Source organism: Rhodococcus pyridinivorans (assembly GCF_900105195.1).
Taxonomy (GTDB): domain Bacteria; phylum Actinomycetota; class Actinomycetes; order Mycobacteriales; family Mycobacteriaceae; genus Rhodococcus; species Rhodococcus pyridinivorans.
Map to the genome: position 1 here is coordinate 911,614 of NZ_FNRX01000002.1, position 20,079 is coordinate 931,692.

General features: G+C 63.7%; 13 protein-coding genes and 3 pseudogenes. 4 read left to right on the plus strand and 12 right to left on the minus strand.

What is annotated here, in order from left to right; genetic code table 11:
* Positions 1-222: 222 nt before the first annotated feature.
* The 7 genes from BLV31_RS04965 to BLV31_RS04995 all read right to left on the minus strand — a co-directional run bounded on the left by BLV31_RS04965 (position 223) and on the right by BLV31_RS04995 (position 9,164).
* Positions 223-1,557 (minus strand): BPG-independent phosphoglycerate mutase family protein, encoded by a 1,335-nt coding sequence (locus BLV31_RS04965; protein ID WP_039958329.1) that lies wholly within the window; start codon positions 1,555-1,557, stop codon positions 223-225.
* On the minus strand, positions 1,554-2,099 hold the full coding sequence (locus BLV31_RS04970; RefSeq protein WP_006553299.1) for an adenylyltransferase/cytidyltransferase family protein: 546 nt from the start codon (positions 2,097-2,099) through the stop codon (positions 1,554-1,556). The genes BLV31_RS04965 and BLV31_RS04970 overlap by 4 nt, the downstream gene beginning before the upstream one ends.
* A complete protein-coding gene (selD, locus tag BLV31_RS04975; protein WP_371850705.1) occupies positions 2,096-3,160 on the minus strand; it encodes a selenide, water dikinase SelD in 1,065 nt (354 codons plus the stop codon). Before selD ends, BLV31_RS04970 begins: the two co-directional genes overlap by 4 nt.
* A gap of 8 nt (positions 3,161-3,168) precedes the next feature.
* On the minus strand, positions 3,169-4,419 hold the full coding sequence (locus BLV31_RS04980) for an acyl-CoA dehydrogenase family protein (protein ID WP_039584671.1): 1,251 nt from the start codon (positions 4,417-4,419) through the stop codon (positions 3,169-3,171).
* A gap of 22 nt (positions 4,420-4,441) precedes the next feature.
* Positions 4,442-5,080 carry a TetR/AcrR family transcriptional regulator gene (locus BLV31_RS04985; RefSeq protein WP_006553302.1) on the minus strand — a complete coding sequence of 213 codons (639 nt, stop codon included), beginning with the start codon at positions 5,078-5,080 and terminating at the stop codon, positions 4,442-4,444.
* Between the two features lie 1,593 nt (positions 5,081-6,673).
* On the minus strand, positions 6,674-7,633 hold the full coding sequence (locus BLV31_RS04990) for an AraC-like ligand-binding domain-containing protein (RefSeq protein ID WP_006553303.1): 960 nt from the start codon (positions 7,631-7,633) through the stop codon (positions 6,674-6,676).
* Between the two features lie 355 nt (positions 7,634-7,988).
* On the minus strand, positions 7,989-9,164 hold the full coding sequence (locus tag BLV31_RS04995) for a carbon-nitrogen hydrolase family protein (RefSeq protein WP_230826513.1): 1,176 nt from the start codon (positions 9,162-9,164) through the stop codon (positions 7,989-7,991).
* Positions 9,165-10,432: 1,268 nt separating this feature from the next.
* Here BLV31_RS04995 and BLV31_RS05000 point away from each other — a divergent pair.
* The 3 genes and pseudogenes from BLV31_RS05000 to BLV31_RS05010 form a co-directional block, all read left to right on the plus strand.
* Complete coding sequence (locus BLV31_RS05000; protein ID WP_006554888.1) at positions 10,433-11,095, plus strand: ParA family partition ATPase; 663 nt, start codon at positions 10,433-10,435, stop codon at positions 11,093-11,095.
* Positions 11,095-12,009, plus strand: a pseudogene (locus BLV31_RS05005) (ParB/RepB/Spo0J family partition protein). Before BLV31_RS05000 ends, BLV31_RS05005 begins: the two are co-directional and overlap by 1 nt.
* Before the next feature lie 150 nt (positions 12,010-12,159).
* A pseudogene (locus BLV31_RS05010) lies at positions 12,160-12,501 on the plus strand (IS5 family transposase); the annotation flags it as partial.
* Positions 12,502-12,521: 20 nt separating this feature from the next.
* On the opposite strand, the pseudogene BLV31_RS05015 reads toward BLV31_RS05010, so the two are convergent.
* Positions 12,522-13,760: pseudogene (locus BLV31_RS05015) on the minus strand (IS110 family RNA-guided transposase).
* Between the two features lie 203 nt (positions 13,761-13,963).
* Here BLV31_RS05015 and BLV31_RS05020 point away from each other — a divergent pair.
* Entirely contained in the window at positions 13,964-14,530 is a 567-nt protein-coding gene (locus tag BLV31_RS05020; protein WP_161793620.1) for an IS5 family transposase, read from the plus strand.
* Positions 14,531-14,656: 126 nt separating this feature from the next.
* On the opposite strand, the gene BLV31_RS05025 is transcribed toward BLV31_RS05020, so the two are convergent.
* The 4 genes from BLV31_RS05025 to BLV31_RS05040 all read right to left on the minus strand — a co-directional run bounded on the left by BLV31_RS05025 (position 14,657) and on the right by BLV31_RS05040 (position 19,889).
* Positions 14,657-15,613, minus strand: a complete 957-nt coding sequence (locus BLV31_RS05025) for a 3-carboxyethylcatechol 2,3-dioxygenase (RefSeq protein WP_039957954.1) — start codon at positions 15,611-15,613, stop codon at positions 14,657-14,659.
* Positions 15,614-15,749: 136 nt separating this feature from the next.
* The gene (locus BLV31_RS05030) at positions 15,750-16,619 is read right to left on the minus strand and encodes an alpha/beta fold hydrolase (protein WP_006551096.1); all 870 of its coding nucleotides are present in this window, start codon (positions 16,617-16,619) and stop codon (positions 15,750-15,752) included.
* On the minus strand, positions 16,616-18,511 hold the full coding sequence (locus BLV31_RS05035; RefSeq protein WP_259444412.1) for an FAD-dependent monooxygenase: 1,896 nt from the start codon (positions 18,509-18,511) through the stop codon (positions 16,616-16,618). The genes BLV31_RS05030 and BLV31_RS05035 overlap by 4 nt, the downstream gene beginning before the upstream one ends.
* A 10-nt stretch (positions 18,512-18,521) precedes the next feature.
* Entirely contained in the window at positions 18,522-19,889 is a 1,368-nt protein-coding gene (locus BLV31_RS05040) for an MFS transporter (RefSeq protein ID WP_064060776.1), read from the minus strand.
* Positions 19,890-20,079: the final 190 nt, after the last annotated feature.

A 20,079-nucleotide genomic window follows, 5' to 3' on the forward strand; every position in this document is an offset into this window, starting at 1 on the left:
CACCCACGTTGGCGGATTGCCGGGCGGCAGGGCCCCTGCCCGGCTTTTGCGGCGGTGGTGGGATGCCCCGGCATCGAGGCACGACCGCACGGTCTACGGCCGATTTCGGTACCGCACACGGTGCACGAGGGGCGTCCTCGTGTAACCGGTGAGTGAGTGGTGCACGTGGCGGCGACAGTCGTCGTTCAGCGTAGCGGTGCTGTGCAGACAGGGAAAGGAAGGTCAGCCCGCCGGCATCGCGGCAGGGCTATCAGGCAACGCGAGGGTCTGTCGCGGAGTTGCTCGGTGGCCGAGGAACACCGGCCGATTCGCGTGACCGAACAACAGGGGAAGCAGGTCGCGGGCAGCGACGGTTCCGTACCAGCCGCGGTGCGCGAACGATTCCCCGAATCGAGTGACTGCGTCGGGCCGCACGGTGGGGCCGACGACGAGGAGCGGGGTGGGGTCGGCGGTGTGCAGGACGCCGTCGACCGAGGGAGTGGCGTGATCGCCGGTGATCGCGATAACGGCGCGATCCGACAAGGACTCGAAGCGTTCGAACGCCGGGTCGAGCGCTTCGAGGACGTCCAGCTTGGCGCGTGGCTGTTTGGTGTGCCCGGCCTCGTCGGTGGCCTTGGTGTGGATGTGGACGAAGCGTGCACCCTCGTCGATCAAGTGCTCGGCCGCCTCGATACGTGTGGTCATATCCACACCGTGATCGGTGGCGGGAGGCAGGTGATGGTGCCGCATCCCGAGGAGCCCAGCGATGCCCCGATAGAGGCGGGTGCTGGTGACGGCAGCTCCTGCCACGCCGGCGTGGGTGAGGAAATCCGGCACGGGTCGCCGGCTGCCCGACCATTTGGTGGTCATGACGTCGAGAGCGGGGCGTCCGTCGGCGGCGCGTACTGCGTTGACCGGACTCGTGAGGAGATGACGCCGGGCGGTCAGCAGCAGTTCGTTGAGGTGTTCGGCCAGATCTGTCGCCTCCGGACCGGCCGATGTGACCTGCAACCAAGGGTGGAAGTCTTCGAAGAAGGGGTCCGAGTCGGTGACGTCGCCGCGGGTGTGGTGCGGGAGGACGAGCACCGCTTCCCCTCGACCGACCGGATGAAGCTGCGCGTCGGCCTTGTCGAACAGCGGTGCCAGTTCCTCGAATAATCGATCGGCGTCGGCAGCGTCGTCCTTACCTACGCGCCCGGTGATCCATACCTGTCCGTTCTGGACGCAGGACGTGCGTAGTGCGGCAAAAGTGGTCGCGGCGTCGAGCGGTAGGTCGATGCCCGCGCCGACTCCTTCGAGGACGGCACGTCCGGGAAACGGTATGTCGGAGTATCCGAACATGGCCCAATGGGCCAGTTCGGAGGCGGGGGCGCGTCCCCATCCGAACGGTATGTGCCACCCGCTGCTCCCGCGGGCGGTCAATCGGTCGAGGACGGGGGTGCGTGCCGCCTCAGCGGGGGTCCGGCCCGACAACTCCGGGACGGGTCGGTCCCCGAGCCCGTCGAGAGTGACCAGGATGACGGGCATCCGATCGTCGTCGAGGCGGGGCTGGGTTTCGCCGTAGCCGGGCATCCTCATGGCTGTTCCTCCAGCACGCTCGTGGCGATGAGCTCGCTGAGCAACGCCACGGTGGCTGCGGGCACGTGGTGTCGCCAGCTGTCGTCACCGGCCAGCATCGCCTGGCGGATGTCGGTCGCGTTCAGCTTGGTTACCGGGTCGCCGTCGACGACGGTTACCGCGTAGCCGGCCTGCGCGAGCCATCTGGCTTTGTCGTGTTCCCAGTCGCTGAAAACCCGCACGAAATGCCGTGCCGAGTGGGGTACATACTGCGGCCAGAGCTGCGGTTGGGTCAGGTCGAACGGCACGATGGTCACTCGTCCGGCCCGGACGTGGTCGGTCAGGGCAGCGTCGAGCAGGCGGGCCCGCTCGAAGTAGGTGAACGGATTGGCCGCCCGGGTGTGTCGGTGCGCCGAACTTGCTTCTTCGTGGTGTGCGCTCGGATCCGGGTTGGTGATCGCCACCACCAGGTGATCGCACTCGTTCAGGGCGATCTCGAACAGTTCCATGTGCTGATTGTGCACAGGCTGGAATCGGCCGGTGACACAACCGAATTCGGTCATCGTGTGCTCGTTTCAGCAGTGACGACGCCGGGACGGCCGTCGTCGACGAAGTCACCGATCACGCAGGCATGGGCATCACCGCCGGCGCGCAGAGCGGCAACGACCGAGGCGGCATCGTGGGGTGGAACGGCCAGAAGCAGCCCCCCGGAGGTTTGGGCGTCGGCCAATAGGAGCTGCTGCTCCTGCGGGAGCGAAGAAGGCTCGAACCACCCTTTCCGCAGTGCATTGACCAATGTCCTGCGGCTTCCGTCGGGAGAACAGCCGTCGGCGATCAGAGCCGTAACTCCGGGCAGAAGAGGAACTCGGTCGATGTCGATGCGAGCTCCGAGGCCGGCCGCGGCCGCCATCTCGTGCAGGTGGCCGATCAATCCGTAGCCGGTGATGTCGGTCGCTCCTTTCAGCCCGGCCTCACTGGCGATCCGGCTGGCCGAGGAGTTCAACCTGGTCATGCTCGCGACTGCAGCGGTACGTGAGTTCTGCGGGGCTTGACCACGTTTGATTGCGGTACTGATGATGCCGACCCCGATGGGTTTGGTCAGCACCAGTAGATCGCCGGGGCGAGCGCCACCTTTGGTGAGGATCTTGTCGCGCTCGACCTCACCGATCGCGACGAGGCCGTATTTGGGGATGGGGTCGGTGATGCTGTGGCCGCCGACGACCAGAGCGCCGGCGGCGGAGACAGCATCCGCGCCGCCGTGGAGAACCTTGTTCAACATGTCCGCGCCGAGGTCGGTGGGCCAGGCAAGGATGTTGAGGGCGATCAGGGGGCGGCCGCCCATCGCGTACACATCGGACAGGGCATTGGTGGCGGCGATCCGGCCCCAGTCGCGGGGGTCATCGACGAGGGGAGTGAGGAAGTCGGTGGTGACGATCCATGCCTTCGTGTTGTCGATGGCGTAGACGGCAGCGTCGTCAGGGGTGTCGAGTCCGATCAGCAATCCGGACTCGTCCGACTGGGGAACTCCGGCCTGTCGCATCATGGTGACTACGTCGTCGAGCATCGACTGTGGGAGTTTGCAGGCGCATCCTCCGCCATGGGAATACTCGGTCAGGCGGCGCATCGTGGTGGTCATGACACTGCTGCTTCGCGGAGTAGGCCACGGGCGATGGCGTTGAGCTGCACTTCGGAGGTGCCAGCGGGGATCCGCAGGTTGCGGGCCACTCGGAAGAGTTTTTCTTCCGGGGAGCCACGCAGCAAACCGTTGGCGCCGTGGACCTGGATTGCACTGTCGGCCAGGCGGTAGAACGCCTCGTCATTGATGATCTTGAGGAGGCTGATCAGGCGCGGCGCTTCCTTGTGCAGTGGGATCTCGAACGCGCCCCACTGGTCGAGTTCGGCTTGTGCGACCAGGGAGGTCGAGCGTGCTTGGTAGAACTCGAGAGCCATGCGGGCGATCAGGTGCTGGATCGATTGCAGATCACCGATGGGGCGGCCACCGGATTTGCGTTCCTGCGATCGGGAGATCGCTCGTGTGATGAGCCATTGGCCCCATCCGGAACACATGCCACCGCGGCACAATCGCCGCCAGTTGATCCAGGACATGGCCAGGGCGAAGCCGTCGCCCACCTCACGGACGATGTTCTCCGCAGGCACCCGCACATCACGGAATTCGAGTTCGCCGGTGAGTCCGTCGTCCATCATGGTCGGCAGGTCGGGGCCGCGCTCGAGACCGGGGGTGTCGGCATCGACGAGGAACATCGTCAACGACCGGGTTCCGGCGCCGGGTTCGGTGACGGCGACGACCTGGTATACGTCGGCGAAATGGGAATTGGTGATCCATGCTTTGCGGCCGTTGATGATCCAGTCGCTGCCGTCTTGTTTCGCCCAGGTCTCCATACCCAGGACATCAGTGCCGACATTGGGTTCGGTGTTGGCGAACGCAGCAGTGATCTGACCTTTGATCAACGGCGTGAGATACCGCTCCCGCATCGCTTCCGACATGTGCTCGCTCGCGGGGTTCGGGCCCTCTGTCCATGCAAGGGCGGCCAAACCGAGCCCGAGACCGGAATGGCGGTAGACGAATTCCTCGACGTGGTGCATCTCCACGCGGTTGAATCCACCGCCGCCGAGTTCGGCACTGATGTGTGGGGCGTACAGGTTCAGGGCGCCGGCGCGCCGTTGCACCTCACGGCGAGCCTCCCACACGATCGGGTGCATTCGGCCTTCACTGTCGAGCTTCGGTTGTCCGGCAGTGCCGACGTTGTGCTTCGCGAGTTCCTCTTCGAGTGGAGGGACGTCCTCGTCGAGGAACTCGCGAAAACGGTCGGTGTACTCCTGCACCCGGGCGGTAGGAGCGATCGACATGGAGTGTTCGGTCATCGTCTCTCGATTCTGTTTCAGGTCATAGCCTTTGGTGCGTAGCCACCATCTTCAGGTAGCTGTCGAGCATGGCTTCGGCGTCGTCGCGGACCGATTTCACGCGACCGGTTTTTGTCATCAGGAGCAATCCGAAGACCCAGGTGGCATGGACCACCGCGAGGTGGTGTGCAGTCTGCTCGGTTGCCAGTCCGTCGGTGATCAGACCATTCGCGATCAACGTCATCACTTGGTCGAACAGGGTGTTCAGTTCCTCGTCGAGCTTCTTGTTGAGGCCTGCAGGGCGGACTCCGCCGTACAGATAGAAGCCGAGTTCGAAGTCGGCGGGATGGGTGTCGTAGAAGGACCACAAGCCGTGCAGTGCCGCGGCCGATGCCGGCCTGTCGGGTGAGGTTTCGACGGTGGTGGCCACTTCGGACTGCAGGGCGTGCAGGGAGTCTCGCAGCACTTCGGCGTAGAGCTCTTCCTTGGTGTCGAAGTAGGTGTAGATGGCTCCCGTTGTGTAGCCCGCGGCCTGGGCGATCTCGCGCATCGAGGCGGCGTCGATGCCGCGTTCGGCGAAGATGCGCTTCGCGGCATCGCGTATCAGTCCTTTCTTGAACTCCCGCACGGCACCGCGCCGTGACCCGGATTCGCGGACCGTGTTCTGAGCATTGATCGACATGTCATTTTCCATAACATCGTTCAGTTTCCTTAACTGTAGTTCTCTTCTGTGAGGGGCGTCAACGGTTCCAGCTTGCCGGACCCACTGTCGGGGTTGTTCTGAGTGGTACCGGCATCAGGCCTGCGTCTCAGCCGTCGCCGATACCGAGCGACCGAGCGCGTGGATCCGGCGTCTGAACGAGACCCGGTGTACTCGGTCGGCCGAGGTGAGGACGGCCCCACAGTCGACAAGCTCGTGCACCGTCGACCACTCGCGCTCTGCGTCCACACGGATGCACCCACCATCGATGGTTCACATGATGCTCATGGCAACCTCAGCGATGCCCGACGGCATGCTGAACAGGCGATTTTCTCGCTGCCCGCCGCAGTAGCAGGACATGCTGCAGGCGCTGGTGACCGACGGCGTCATGGCACGGCCCGACGCTGCGGGCTGCACACTCCGATCCGGTCGTCGGAGATGCACCAGCGCCTGCTCGCGGCTTCCGGATCCGAGTCCACCTGCTCGGCGCCAAGCCCCGGTGTGTAGGCGGCTCGAACTTTCCCGTTGATGTGACCCTCAGCTGGGTGCACGGTGCGGTCCGGTCGGCAATGGGGTGGCTCGGCAGCCGTCTGTGCCGTCTCCTTCCGGGCGATCCTCGGTCGTTCTGTGTCGTCACTCTGTTCGACCTGAGGGAGGGAAGGGTGGTGTGGTCGAAGGGGTGGTCCGGTTCGGTCAGCTGGTGACCGAACCGGGTGATCGATTCCGGTAGGACTCCGACGTCGGTGACAGCCGGCACCACGTTCTGGCGGTGGACGAGATCGCCGTCGAGCCACCGACTACAGTGCGCTGCACTGCTGCTCGCAGCGCCTGTCCACCGAACGCCCGCAGCGACATCTGCGGATATATGCCGGCAGCTGTCAGCATCGGTACGCAGGGGAGACGACGCGAGGTCGGCTCCATAGCCGTTCGATACCACCGAGACCACGGCTGCGATCACAGCGGCGACGGTGGCCCCGGTCCCCGTGCTCGACGCACGTGCGATGTTCCCACTCGGCTCGAGTACCGCGGCGACCCCGCGCTGACACCTGTCGGAACGGGTGCTACTCATCCGGTGGTCAGCACTTCACCGATCGGATCGGCTTCACCGATGGAGGGCCGGCTCGGCGAATCGCAAGGCTCTTGACCCAGCCGGGGGACTGGTTACGTACCGGCACGCGAACACTCGGTGTGGCTGATGTACGGACAGGACGATGGACACCTAGCGTGCTCGTCCGCCGATCCGGTCACCGGCCGGGAGCGTTGCGGCGGCACACCGGGTCCCGACTCTCGGTCGGCAGGCGCGAATTCGACCGACCGGTCCAGGGGTCACGCTGGCCGTCGTCGCCGGTGGGTCCTGCCGAGCACTGGCCTCGCGGCCCGGATGCATCGGGGCAGGTGCATACCGATCGCGGACACCAGGCCGGAATGGTCCTGGAGGTCACCAGCGGTGCCCCCGGACAATCCCCGAGCGATCGAATTGCGGAAGGAAGCCAACCTGCCGGCTCCGGCTTCATCGGAAGTGACGGACCGAACGGTGTGCAAGCGAACAAGGGTAGGCCGGATACCGGGCTCTTTCTACGAAGCCTCCGTCGGTGGTGCTGATGCAGAAGCCGCCCACTCTCGGGCAGTGATGCCGTAGGCGTCTTTGAACGCGCGTGAAAACGTTGAGGGATCGAGGAACCCCCATTTTCTCGCCAACGCGCTGATCGTATATCGCCGACTCGTTGGGTCTGCCAGCTCAGTCTTGATGCGCTCGAGTCGGAGGGTACGGATGTGTTCGGCCACGCCCTGTCCCGTGGCCGAGAACAGTCGGTGGAGGGTCCGCACAGAGACGTTGTGCTCCGCCGCGATCTGTGAGGCACACAGGTTCGGGTCGGCCAGGTTCTGTCGGATATACGCAAGCACGCACTCGAGTAGGCCGTCAGAGGCGGCGGCTTGATCGGCAAGCTCGGTCCGTATCGCCGCTGACAAAAGATCGACAGCACTGTTGTGGAGTGAAGCTACCTCCGCCAAGTCTCCTGCATCGGTCGCATCGTTGATGCTTGTCATGAAGGATGACACCACTCGTCCGATACCGCGATCGCCCCCGACATTCACCGCGGTCATCCTACCGATGAAATCTTCGGTGAAGCCGAAAGAGTATCGCGGGAACTGGAATACGCTCATTCTCCAGTCTGTCGGGAACAGGATGTCGTAGGGATGGCGAGTGTCCCAGAAAACCAGTCCACCGCGACCGACTCGTGCAGTTCTGCCGTGCTGCTGCACGAGTGCATGGCCGGCGGACTGCACCCCAACCATGAGGTACTCACGCTCGTCCTGGCTGATCAAGCGACGAGTGCGGGTGATCTGCTGGGGCAGTGACGAGGACGTCGCGATACGTACCGTGCCCAAGTTGCCCGTCGAGACCGTACCGATGAAGGGTTGCTCGCTCGTGAGGGTGATGTTGAGCGGGACATAGCTGCGGCAGATGACATCGTGCCAGAGCGCGACGCGATCGGGTGCCGAGACCTGGTCAGAGGAGAAGAAAGTGTTCATCGACCTACCTGGTGCTAACCCCGTTCATTGTTCTTTTCAGGGTAGCCGTAATCGCGATGCCGGGCTCGGTCTCGATGTCGGCTCTCTGCGGTGCGGCGAGAAGGTCATCGCGACATGGGGTGGTGGGCGCCTTCAGCTCAGGGACTCTGGATGTCGATACAGGCCACGACGACCTCGATTACCCCATGTCGATAAGGTGTGACCGGCGGGGATACGTGGGGTGGACCTATCGGGGGTTACGGGCGGGCTGACTCGCTGCGATCGACGATGCGTTGTACTCGGTGATCCTCCGATTCCCCTGTCTCGCCCCTTCACACACCCGTGGCGCTTCGGAGGCGCCACGGGTGCTCCCGAGTCAGATGGTGGCTGTCGCCCGGTCCGTCTCGTCGGAATGTGTGGAGGGCAATGCGCGCTGTTCGTCCGCTCCGTTGAGCTCACGGACGCCGTCGAGTGCCCCGAACTGCGGCACGAACGTGTGCGTGGCATGGATGGTGGAAAGTGGGGTGTTGACGGGCGTGGTGCGGCGCTGGTTGAAGTTCAGCGACAGCACATCCGGCCGTGAGTAGTGGCCTACGGGGTCGGCGGCCTGCTTCGCCAAGGTGATCGCAGACAGATCGATGTCGGCGTAGAGGATCCCCTCCTCATCTTCGGCGAGAGGAGTTGCGAGATCGCGGCCGTCGGGCCCGATGATCCGCGCGAAACCTCCGCCTCGGCCGATCAGCTTTCGCTGTTCCTCGTTCTCGCAGAAGAACTCGTGGGCCTCCGGCGTGACCACCTGGGTGGTGCAAACCACGAAGGTTTGTCCCTCGAGTGCATACATACGCGTGGCCGTGAGCTGGGCATCGACACCGAAGGCGGGGACCTCCGGCTGGTACAGCGACATGCCAGGCCAGCTCGCGACGTGCACCTGCTCGTGCATCGAGTACATTGCGTACTTGGTGAGCGTCTGGAAATGCTCCCAGCAGTTGAGCGCGCCGAGCCGCGCGAAAGGCATGTCGTACACGGAGATATCCGAGCCGTTTCCTTCTCCGTATACCGAACGCTCGACGTGGGTGGGCTTGAGCTTGCGGCGTCGGGCGACCAGCTGCCCATCGGCGTCGATGATGAGCTGGGTCATGTACAAGCTGCCGCCATCCCGCTCGCTGATTCCCACCACTACGGCGATGCTGTGGTCGCGGGCGGCATCGAGCAACCGCTGTACGTGCGGGCTATCCATCGTCAGGGAATTCTCGTGGTAGCGCACGGCGAACTTCGCCATTCCGGCGAGCGGGCTGTCGACCCAGATGTGGTACGGGTACCCCGGGATGAATACCTCGGGAAACGCAACGAGCTCGCACCCGTTCCGGGCTGCTTCCGCGATGATGGACACGGTCTTGTCGACCGTTTTGGCCGCGTCGAACCACACAGGCTGTGCCTGCACCGCAGCAACTTTGAATGTGTTTGTGTATTCGACCATGTCCGTACCTCCGTTGCTTGTGTTTGGCAGGACAGTACGAGGTGAAAAGGCGCATGAATTGACGTGGAATGACACGGGTCCTGGCATTCTGCGCCACCCGTGTAGGGGAGTTCATCTAGCGGTTCGGCCGGGGGTCCGAGGCGGCTCTTCGCCGTTTCGATTCGTCGAAGGACTGGCCGGGCACGTTGAAGGATGTTGAGGCGGTAGTTGTCGGTGTCCTTCTGTGGAACGGCGGATAGGTCGAGGTCTGCGTCGGCTGTGCGTCCCCGTTTCTGGTTCGATCGTCGAGTAGCGGGGGATTGATGGGTTTGTGGTAGTCGTTCGGTAGGGACTGTGTCCACGCCGCAATTGCGTGCTCTCCGTGAGAGTAAGGGCGTGATTGCACTCCGCGAAGTCGGTGGTAGCATGCTCTCGATGCACCACATTACTTGTTGGACAGCGACTTCCGAGACGATCAGGTCATGTGGTCGACTGTAGGCGATGTAGGTGCTTTGCAAAAGTAATAGTTCGATCCGGGGCGAAAGTTCGGGTTCCGCTGCTCCCGCGTGTCTGAGGGTGTGGATAAGCCTTCGGCTCTGGAGTTCTCGGCCAACGGGATCTGAATAGCTAGCGGTGCGGCCTTGGGTGCACCCGTGAATTCTGATCGTGACAATGCGCCCCTGCCGACGGTTCGAGGTGATCTCTGGTTTACCGCGGTAAACCGCAGTGGGGTTCATAGCGGTTCTCAGTAGCGCGATGGGTTGCCAGGTCGTGTGACTAGTGGCGGGTTCGACTAGTCGCGGGTTCGCTGTCACAGTGACGAAAGTGATGCGCGGTTCAAGGTAACGCGATCAGCGCTCGACCGTCAGGGCTTGCCTGCATCATCTCGCCAACCTGCATTCTTGAACCCCGGCACGCCACCGATCAGGCCGAGTTCGGCGCGGTATAGGGAACCCGTATGTTTGCGGAGCCGTGTGGGACCGTTTCCGCATCGACAGTGTCAGGGAGATAGCAGGATTGAGGTAGTTACCATGTATTCACTTGGTGCAGAATGTCTTTGAAGAGAAGATGTGCGGTGGCGCTGGAGGTGGCGTTGACTCGGTCGGCGCTCTCACGTGAGGGTGAGAGCGCAAGGCATCTGAGATGATACGGCGAAAGCTTGTTCGGTAGACCCGTAAGGGTCTATCGTACGTGTTGCGCGTCTCGCGGAGATTACCGTGGTGCAGGCGCAATCGTCATCTCCGCCAAGAGATGACGACGCGAGTCCGAAGTAGCCCCACCCTGGGGTGAAGCATACGGAGGTAACCTGTGGCTGTTCATGTGATGCTCAACCAAAAGGTGGCGTCGGAAAATCGACGCTCACTATGAACCTTGCCGCTGTCAAAGCGGATGTCCTCACCGCCGCGACCGCTGGTGCCGATGACGATGTTCAGTCCCCGGTCGCCGCGATCTCCGTCGACCCGCAGGGCTCCGCAGTCTGGTGGGCTTCGCGCGTCGAGGAGTTGCCGTTTCTGATCGATCAGGTTCACGACAACCTCGACGTGCTGCGTAATCTCGACAAGCTGCCCGGCATCAAGCACGTCTACGTCGACACCCCGGGCTGGATCGACCTGTCCGGTGCTGATGACGGTACCGATGTGCTCGGCACCGGCAGTTCCGCCGACGCCCTGCGAGCGGTGCTCGAGGTCGCTGATCTGGTCATCGTTCCGATCGAACCCGAACCGCTGTGCTTCGATCCCACCGCGCGCACCATCAAGCAGGTCATCGAACCTCTCGGCAAGAATTTCATTGTCGTGGTGAACAATTGGGATCCCCGCGACGGCAAGGTGGACCTCGAGCAGACCCGCGAGTTCGTCCAGGCCAACGGATGGCCGCTGGCGCGAACGGTGGTGCGGCACTACAAGGTCCACACCCGCGCCGCTGCCGAAGGCCGCGTCGTTACCGAGTACGAAGCCAGCCGCGTCTCGTTGCAGGCACGGGAGGATTTCTACAAGCTCAGCCTCGAGCTCGCGGATGGTGGTCGCTGATGCCGCCCAAGGGTGGGCGCGCGAACTTCGCCTCCCTCGTCGGAGCAGTCGGCGACAACTCTCCGGTCGACCGTAAGCGCACCCCCGCACCCACGACGACGAAGACGACGATCGAGCCGCTCGAAGGTCAACTGCTCGCCGATGTTCCGGTCGATCAGCTCATCGCCAACCCCCGCAACCCGCGCGACGAACTCGGGGATCTGTCGGATCTGGCGACGATCGCCGACCGGCAGCTGCAACCCGGCACCGTCGTCAGCCGCACAGCGTGGTTGAAACTGTGACCCGAGGATGAAGACGATCTCGGTGCAGCGCAGTACATCGTCGTCAACGGCAACCGCCGGCTCGCTGCGGCCCAGAAGTACGGCCGTCCCGGTCTCGATGTGGTGCTGCGCGACAGCATCGCCGTCGACAAGGGTGAAATCCTGTGGGCTGCAACGAGTGAGAACATCGACCGCCGTGACTTCGACGTCCTCGAAGAAGCCAAGGCTGTGGAGTTGATGGTCTCCGAGTTCGGTAGTGCGGATGTGGCGGCGAAGAAACTCGGTCGCTCCAAGGGCTGGGTGTCGCAGCGTCGCGCCCTGCTCAAACTTGCCCCCGAGCTGCAAGCAGCCCTGCGTGCAGGTGATCTCGCTGTGCGCCAGGCCCGCTCGCTGGCCCGGGTTCCGCTCGAGGAACAGGTCGCGGCGTGGGAAGCAGCCCAGAACCCTGATCCGGAACCCGAAGCCGACGCAGAGACTGCCGAGCCTGAGGCGCCGCAGCCGAAAGAGCCTGCGAGCAAGCTCGAGCCGGTGGACAAGGTGGCTCAGGCACTCAAGCGTCTGGGAGCGGATCCGGATGTGCTGGCCGCGGCGGTGCGGAAGCACTTCACTGACGACGAGCGTCGCAAGCTCATCGATGCACTCGAGCTCCGGTAACCGCGATCCAAAGCCGATAGCGTTGCTTCACAGCAGTTTCCACTACTCAGCCTTGCGTAGTGATGTACTTGGAATATGGGCCCGGCTGGGAAGAGTGACTAGAGCGTGTCCTGTGAATCGGTGAACACCCCCCCGTGATACGCATTCGGGGTGGTAGGACGCGGTGAGCTGACCGACAAGGCCTGGACGCAGATCGAACCGCTACTGCCCGCTTCAGGACGAGGCGGACAGTGGCGCGATCACCGACAGGTGATCAACGCGATCTTGTGGAAGCTGCGCACCGGCGCACCCTGGCGGGACCTGCCCGAACGCTACGGACCGTGGAAAACGGCGCACGAGCGGTTGCGTAAATGGACCATGGACGGCACCTGGGAGAAGATCCTCGATGCCGCGGTCGTCAAAGACGACGCGGTCGGGGCGGTCGAGTGGATCGTCTCGGTCGACTCGACCGTGGTCCGGGCACACCAGCATTCGGCCGGTGCCCGGAAAAAGACATCCCAGGAGCTTGAGAGTCAAGCAGCAGCCTGCTCGGGGTGAGGTGACCAGGCGGTCGTCTCGTCGTAGCAGGTGCGGGTCTTGAGGCATCCGTGCAGGATGCCGACGAGTCGGTTGGCGAGCTGCCGCAGGGCAGGACGGTGACCGAGACCGCGGTCGCGCTGTTTGTCGTAGTAGGCGCGGGCACCGGAGGAAGCTTGCAGTGCCGAGAATGCCTGTGCGCTCAGGGCATCGACGAGCCGATCGCCCAAGGACGAATCGTGCCATAACTGTTTTCTTCTTGCCGGAGGCTCGGGTGATCGGACTGGTTCCGGCGTAGTTCTTGCGCGCTTTGGCGGTAGCGTAGCGGCTGCGGTCGTCACCGAATTCACCGAGCACCCGGGGACCGAGCAAGGATCCGAGTCCCGGCTGGGACAAGATGATCTCAGCGTCCGGGTGTCGGCCAAAATGGGCATCGACCTGCTTCTGCAATGTCGTGATCTCGGTGTTCAGCGTGGTCAGTACGGCCACGGCGGAGCGGGTGGTGGTCGCGTATGCGGTGGTGATCACCGCTGCCCGACCCAGGTGTTCACCGCGCAGCACGGCCTGGATCTGGTCGGTCTTGGTTTCGATGTCGCGACGCCGAGCCTTGCGCAGTGCCGCGGTGATCTGACCGCGTGTCAGTCGCGCTGCCGAGGTCGGGTCGGGTGCTTTGCCGAGTAACTCGAGGGCGTCGACGGCGTCGAGGGCGTCGACGGCGTCGAGGTCGTCGAACGCCTCCAACGCGGCCGGGAAGTACTCGCGCAACGCATGCCGCAGCCGCTGGGTATGGCGGGTGCGTTCCCAGATCAAGGTCTTGTGGGCCCGGGCCACGACCTTGATGGCCTCGGCCTCGGGGCTGTCGCCGGCCACCGGCCGCAGTTGGTGCGAATCGGTCCGCACCATATCGGCCAGCACGTGCGCATCTGCGGCGTCGCTCTTGGCGCCCGAGACTCGTCGACGATCACGAAACGAGATGCCTGCAACGGGTTCACCGCGAACACCGTGTAGCCGGCAGCGACCAACGCCGCTACCCAGGGGCCGTGGTCGGTCTCGATTCCGATGGCCACCTCGGACTCGTCGACGTTGTCGCCCAAGTGGTCGCCGACCATTGTATGCAACCGCGCGATCCCGGCCACTCCTTCCGGCAACCGAGCCTTGCTCAACCTGCGCCCGGATGCATCCATCAACTCGATATCGTGATGCTCTTCCGACCAGTCGTCTCCGACAAACAACATCAGCCTCGTCACCCGCCCTTGCTGTTCAACGCCACTACATCCGGCAGCATGCGGAAGAACGATCAGCAACCTAATGAAGCAGTGCTCCGGTGGCACGACATCCCATCAGCGATTCCGTTCTCCCGGCGGACGGGCAGGGGCACGGTCTTTTTTCAGGACTCGGTGTCCAGGGGGCTCGAGTGCTCACCTGCCCGCCGCTACCAGTGACGAGTCTGCCGCATCGCAGGACCCGCCAGCTCTCATTAGGGGGCTGCACACCGGCAGTCGAAGCGCTCGCCGTCGACGGAGAATGCCTCGGACGTTCCCGAGGAGGACTGAGCAGCAAGATTCATCTCGCGGTCGACGGACGCGGTATGCCGATGAGTGTGATCCTTACCGCCGGCCAGGCCGGTGACAACCCGCAGCTGGTTCCGCTGCTCGACAGGATCGAGGTCGCCCGCCTTGGGGGTGGACGGCCGCGATCCCGTCCGGATGCGGTGGTGGCGGACAAGGCGTATTCGCATCCGAGTACCCGTGTCCTGCTACGGGGGCGCGGGATCCGGTTCACCTGTCCGGAACGGGCGGATCAGAAGGCCGGCCGGGCGGCGAAAGGCTCCCGTGGTGGGCGTCCACCGGCGTTCGACCGGGCCGAGTACGCAGGCGGCAACGTCGTCGAGCGCTGCATCAACCGGCTCAAACACTTCCGTGACCTGGCCACTCGTTACGCCAAACGAGCTGCCTATTTCCGATCCGAGTTGATCATCGCTGCGATCGTCTTGTGGCTTCAGTGATTCACAGGACAGGCCCTAGTGGGCCTGTAGTAGTGCACTGCTTGATAACCGCGGCGGTGCGGTTATGGTCGCGCTCAGTTGGACTTGTCGAAGACGGCAGACCTTTTCTTGGGGTGCAGCTGCCGGTCACTTCATATGGTTCGAGGATCGAGTGAGGGCTGTCGTGATTCCGAATCCTGCTATCCACTCAGGTATTTCGCGGTAGAAGCTCGACGTGACCTGGTAGGGGCCGTTTGCGTGGAGCGCGGCGTAGGCGGCGATCCAGGTGCGCACCTCATGGGACGAGTGGCCGGCCTGCTCGACGAACCAGTCATTGGTCCACGTGTCGATTTGTTCGAGTTCGCCGGATGCCAGAATTTCGAGAAGATGCTGGTCCCAGTGGGGGTTCAACGGCTGAATGGTGGCGGTACCGGCAGCGAAGTCTCGACCTGCGGTGATGACGCGTTGTTCGCGGGCCTTGCGTTCGGCGTCGCTCGGATTGCGGCCGTCGATCAACCGTTCGCGCACCTGCTCAGGCGAGCTGGTGAACTGCGGAATCGGTGGGTCGTGGGAGAGCCCTCCGGATCCGACGAACAGGACGCGTTTGTCCAGTTTGTTGGCTGCTCGTCCGACAGCTTCGCCGAGCAGCCGAACTCGGCTGACGGGGCCGAGGGGTTCGGCGACGGAGTTGATGAAGATCGGCACGGTCGGTACTGCGATGATCGATCCGACGAGTAGTTGTAGAGCCTGGGCGAAACCGTGGTCGACGTGCATGCGTTCGGAGAACGCGGCGTCGATACCGCTGTCGAGTACTTCGCGCGTAATAGTGCGGGCGGCGTCGCGGTCGACGTCGAGGGGGCCGGCTTCGGTGCCATAGTCGCCGACGGACTGCGCGCCGGCTCCGATGCAGAACGGTGGCAGCAGGTCGTAGAAGACCCCGTTGTAGTGGTCGGGGGCGAAGATCACGATCAGATCTGGGGCGAAATCGGCGATGAATCGGCGCGCGTGGTCGAAGGCGGCGTCGACGGCGTCGATGACTTCTTGATCGGGGTCGTTGCGTCCCATCAGGGGGGAGTGCGACATCGCGCACAGCGCCACAGGCATCGCGGAGCCTCCTTTCTGGTACTTCACGGCCTCTGCCCGGATGGTTCGAGCGAGAGCGGATGAGGTTCGTCGGATGGGTGCGTCCGGCCGGTGCCGCCAGGGGTTTCAGGGGAGGGCGGCACCGGCTGCATCTGTGTCAACTGCGATCGAGGAGAAAATCCAGGTGCAGTTTGTTGAAGGTGTCGGGGTCTTCGTACTGGGGCCAGTGTCCGCAGTTCTCCATGACCGCCAGCTTGGCGCCAGGGATGTGGGAGGCGATGCGCTCTGCTTCGTCGACCGGACCGGAGGGATCTTTGGTGGTCCACAGAACCATCGTTGGCACGGTGATGCCTTGGAGGGTGGCATCGGTGATCATGTTCCGTTTGCGGGTTTCGAGGTCCTGCAAGGCCATGTTCATTTCGCATGCCTTGAGCCAGTCCGGTTGTTGGAAGATGGCCTGGCGGGTGCGGATGAGGTCGTCGGTGACCATGTTCGGGTCGGCCATGAGCCATTCGAGGCGTGCTTTGACGCGTTCCCAGCTCGGGTCTTTCGCCGCTTCCATCGACAGGGTGTAGAGCCGTTCCATTACCTGTGGGTTGGCCATGGTGCCGCCCATGGTGTTGAGCACGATCCGCTCGACTTTGTCCGGGTGGTCGTGAGCGAACTGGGCGGTGACCCATCCGCCCAGCGACTCGCCTGAGAAGGATGCCTTCTCGACGCCGATGGCATCCATAAGGTGCAGCACGTGGTCGATGTAGTGCTTGATCTCGAGGGGGTGATCGGGTTTGGCGGAGTAGCCGTGGCCGATGAAGTCGATGGCCCACACATTGAAATGCTCGGCGTGTGAACGCAGATTGCGGACATATGCTTCGGCGTGGCCGGTGATGCCGTGTAGGAGAATGAGTGTGGGCTTGGAGTCGTCCCCGGCGTGCAAATAGCGGGTGCGGTATGGGCCGGCCTGGATGAACCCCTGGCTGAACTCGACCTGGTTCAGATCGTCCCAGACGCTGGTGTACGGGCGGGTCATGCGTGTGCTCCCTCGATTGGTGTGATGCTGGCTGTGGAGGCTGATGTTGCGTCGTCGGCGGTGACGTGCGGGACGACGATCGGTACGGCGTGGATGCTGTACTGGGGCGTACCGCCGTCCCCGGCGGTTGGGGTCTCATGCGGGGCACGGTCGAGGACGATGCTGAGCGCGTTCTCGAGGTGGGTGAGTGCTTCGCTGTCGCCCCATACCGGAGCGCTGTACCGCCAGGCGACGTAGCCGTCGGGGCGCACGAGAAGAGCCCCGGCCTCATGGATTTCACGGAGCTGCCGCCAGTACCCGTACGAGTCGTTGATGCCCGCTTCACCGATGACTACGGTGCGCAGGAACGGTAGGTCCAATGTGGCAGCGGCACGTTTCCATGCCTGTCCGCCGATGCCGGTGAGCAGGGTCATCTGTCCCTTGCCGGTGACATCGAGGGTCGAGACCCGGGTACCGTGCGGGCCGACCAACCAGGCGTGTGGCAGCTTGGCGCCAGGACGAGTGGTGGCCTGCAGGTACAGTTCCCGGTCGCGTCCCCATACCTCCTCACCGGCTTCAAGGTCGGGGACCACCGCAGACGAGGCGTAACGCTGGTTGAGTTCGACGCCGTGGGCATTGAACTCGGTGTTCTTGACCTCGAGTGCCTCGTATAGGCGCTCACGCAGTGCCGCGCCTTCGGAGGAGGGAGCTTTGAGTTTTGCCAGGCCGGCGGTGACCGGGTCGTCGCTGGTGGGATCGAACCACTCGCGCAGACCGGCGTAGTCCTTGCGGGACTGGTTGGCGCGCGCGACGATCTGCCTGCCGACCGGAACCCGCTCGGGGGAGTAGGACTCGAGCAGTCCCGGTCCCGCGTATCCCTTGGCGGCGTAGGCGATCTTCCAGGCAAGGTTGAATGCATCCTGCATGGAGGTGTTCGAGCCCAGGCCGCTGCTCGGCGGATGCCGGTGTACGGCGTCGCCGCCACAGAACACCCGGCCGGATTGATAATGCTCGGCCCACTGCTGATTGACGTACCAGAACGAGCGCGACACGATGTCGATGGTCAGCTCAGGGTCGCCGACAAGGGTACGGATCTGTTCTAGCACAACGTCATCGGATATGTCGGGTTCACCTTGGGACATGTCGAAGCCCCATCCGGCGATCCACTGGCCCCAAGGTCTGATCGCCCGCAGCAGACCCATGCCGATCTCACCGAAACCGGCCTTGGAGTTGAAGATCCAGTGCAGAATGCTCGGCCGGTGAGCGACGTACTTGCTCAGATCCGCGTTGAACAGGATGTAGGCGGTGCCGGCACGGGCGAGCTCGCCTTCAAAGGGCAGTCCGATCTGTTCGGCGATCTTCGAGCGGGCACCGTCGAAGCCGAGCAGGAAGCGCGCTCGCTGGGTGAACTCGGTGCCCGAGCGCACATCCCGGAATCTCACCGTGACACCGTCCTTGTCCTGGCTGTGATCGAGGTATTCGGTGTTGAAACTGATCAACGCGCCGCGTTCGGCCGCGTTCTTGATCAGTACCGGTTCCATCAGGGGCTGAGGGATGTCGAGCATCGCGCACGGGCTGCCGGCGAGATAGTCGCCGTACCGGGCGCCGGTGCCCCATGTCTGCATCCGGACGATTTCTTCACCGGCCAGACTGGTGGTGAACAGGGTGTCGCCCATCTGGTCCCACGGAGTGGCGTATGTGCGGGCTTCGTCTTCGACGCCCAGGTCGCGGAGCACTTCTACGGCGCGTTGGTTGGTGATGTGCGCGCGGGGTGAGTTCGCCACCCAGGGGAACATCGAGACGGCGTGGACGCGCACACCGTAGGTGGCCAGGGCGAGAGCGGCTGTGCCGCCGGCGGGACCGAGTCCGACGATGATGACGTCGGTGTCGTACGTGGGGTCGTGGTCGTTCATGGTGGTCACTTCACTTGTCCAAGGTCTGCAGGGACTGTGCGGCGTCGGTGGTGGGCGGAGTCGAAAAGGATGCGGTGGCAGTTGCATTCGGTGTCGAGGTGCGCTTGTCGGCAACCAGTTGGCGTGTCGCGCCCTTGCGTCCCCAGCCGCCGGGCAGCAGGATCACCGAGACCACCGAGATGGCCGAGACGATCAGTAGGTAAAGCACGATCGAGTTGCTGGTGTTGGTGGAGGCGTACAGGGCGGTCGCAATGGTCGGGGCGAACGCCGAGCCCGCGACCTGGGAGAGCGTGTAGCCGATCGAGACGCCGCTGTAGCGCACATCCGCATCGAAGATCATGGTGAACAGCGATCCGGTTACTCCGGCGGCGGGGGCCATAGAGATGCCGAAGACCAGTACCTGCGCGGTCATGAAAAGCCAGGGGTTTCCGGTGTTGATCAGTGCGAAGGCCGGGCCGATCGCCACCCCCATGGTGACGGCGCCGAGCAGGTACATGGTCTTGCGGCCGAAGGTGTCCGACAAGGCGCCGAAGACGGGATAGAGGAGGACGGCGACGAGGCCGGCGACGAACACGCTGGCCAGGGCGAAGGTGCGGCTGATTCCGGCGACGGTGGTGCCGTAGGAGACGAGATACGCCATGCAGATGTAGGCGAACACTCCCTGGGACAGGTAGGTGCCGGCAATGAGGAAGATTTCTTTCCAGTGCTTGCGGAATGCGACGGCGATCGGCATCCGCACTACAGCACTGTTGGCTTTGATCTCGGCGAAGTCGGGGCTTTCGGTCAGGGACAGGCGGATGAACAGGCCGATTACGATCAGGACCGCGCTGAACAGGAACGGTAGCCGCCAGCCCCAACTGAGGAACTGCTCGTCCGGGAGTTGAGAAGCGGCGAAGAACGCCAGGGTCGCAATGCTCGTCCCGGCGGGAGCACCCATCTGTGAGAAGGAGCCGAAGAATCCTTTCTTCGCGGTGGGGGCATGCTCGACGGCCATCAAGGTGGCGCCACCCCATTCACCGCCTACGGCGAAGCCTTGAACCAGGCGCAGCAAGGTGAGCAGGATCGGAGCGGCGATGCCGATCTGGGCGTAACCGGGTAGCAGTCCCATCAGTACTGTGGTGGCACCCATACCGACGAGAGAGATGACGAGCATCTGTTTGCGGCCGACCCGGTCACCGAAGTGGCCGAAGACGATGCCTCCGAGGGGTCGGGCGAGGAATCCGACGCCGAAAGTAGCGAAGGACAACAGGATTCCGATAGCAGGTGAAGCATCGGGGAAGAACAAGGTGGGGAAGACCAGTGCGGCCGCAGTGCCGTAGATGAAGAAGTCGTAGTACTCGACGGTGGTCCCTACGAAGCTGGCCAGGGCGACCCGCATCGGGGAGGTCTTCGTTGCGGAAGTCGGCGCGGTGGTCACGGTGTGGTTCCCCCGCTGCGAGTGTCGGAGCAGGCTGGCACTGCGAACAATGCTGGGTGCGAGGCGGTCGTCATGGCCGCGCCTTTCGTCTGAGATTCGTCGGGATGTCGAAGAGGGCCGCCGCAGAAAGGGGCCGAGCAACTGGAATGCT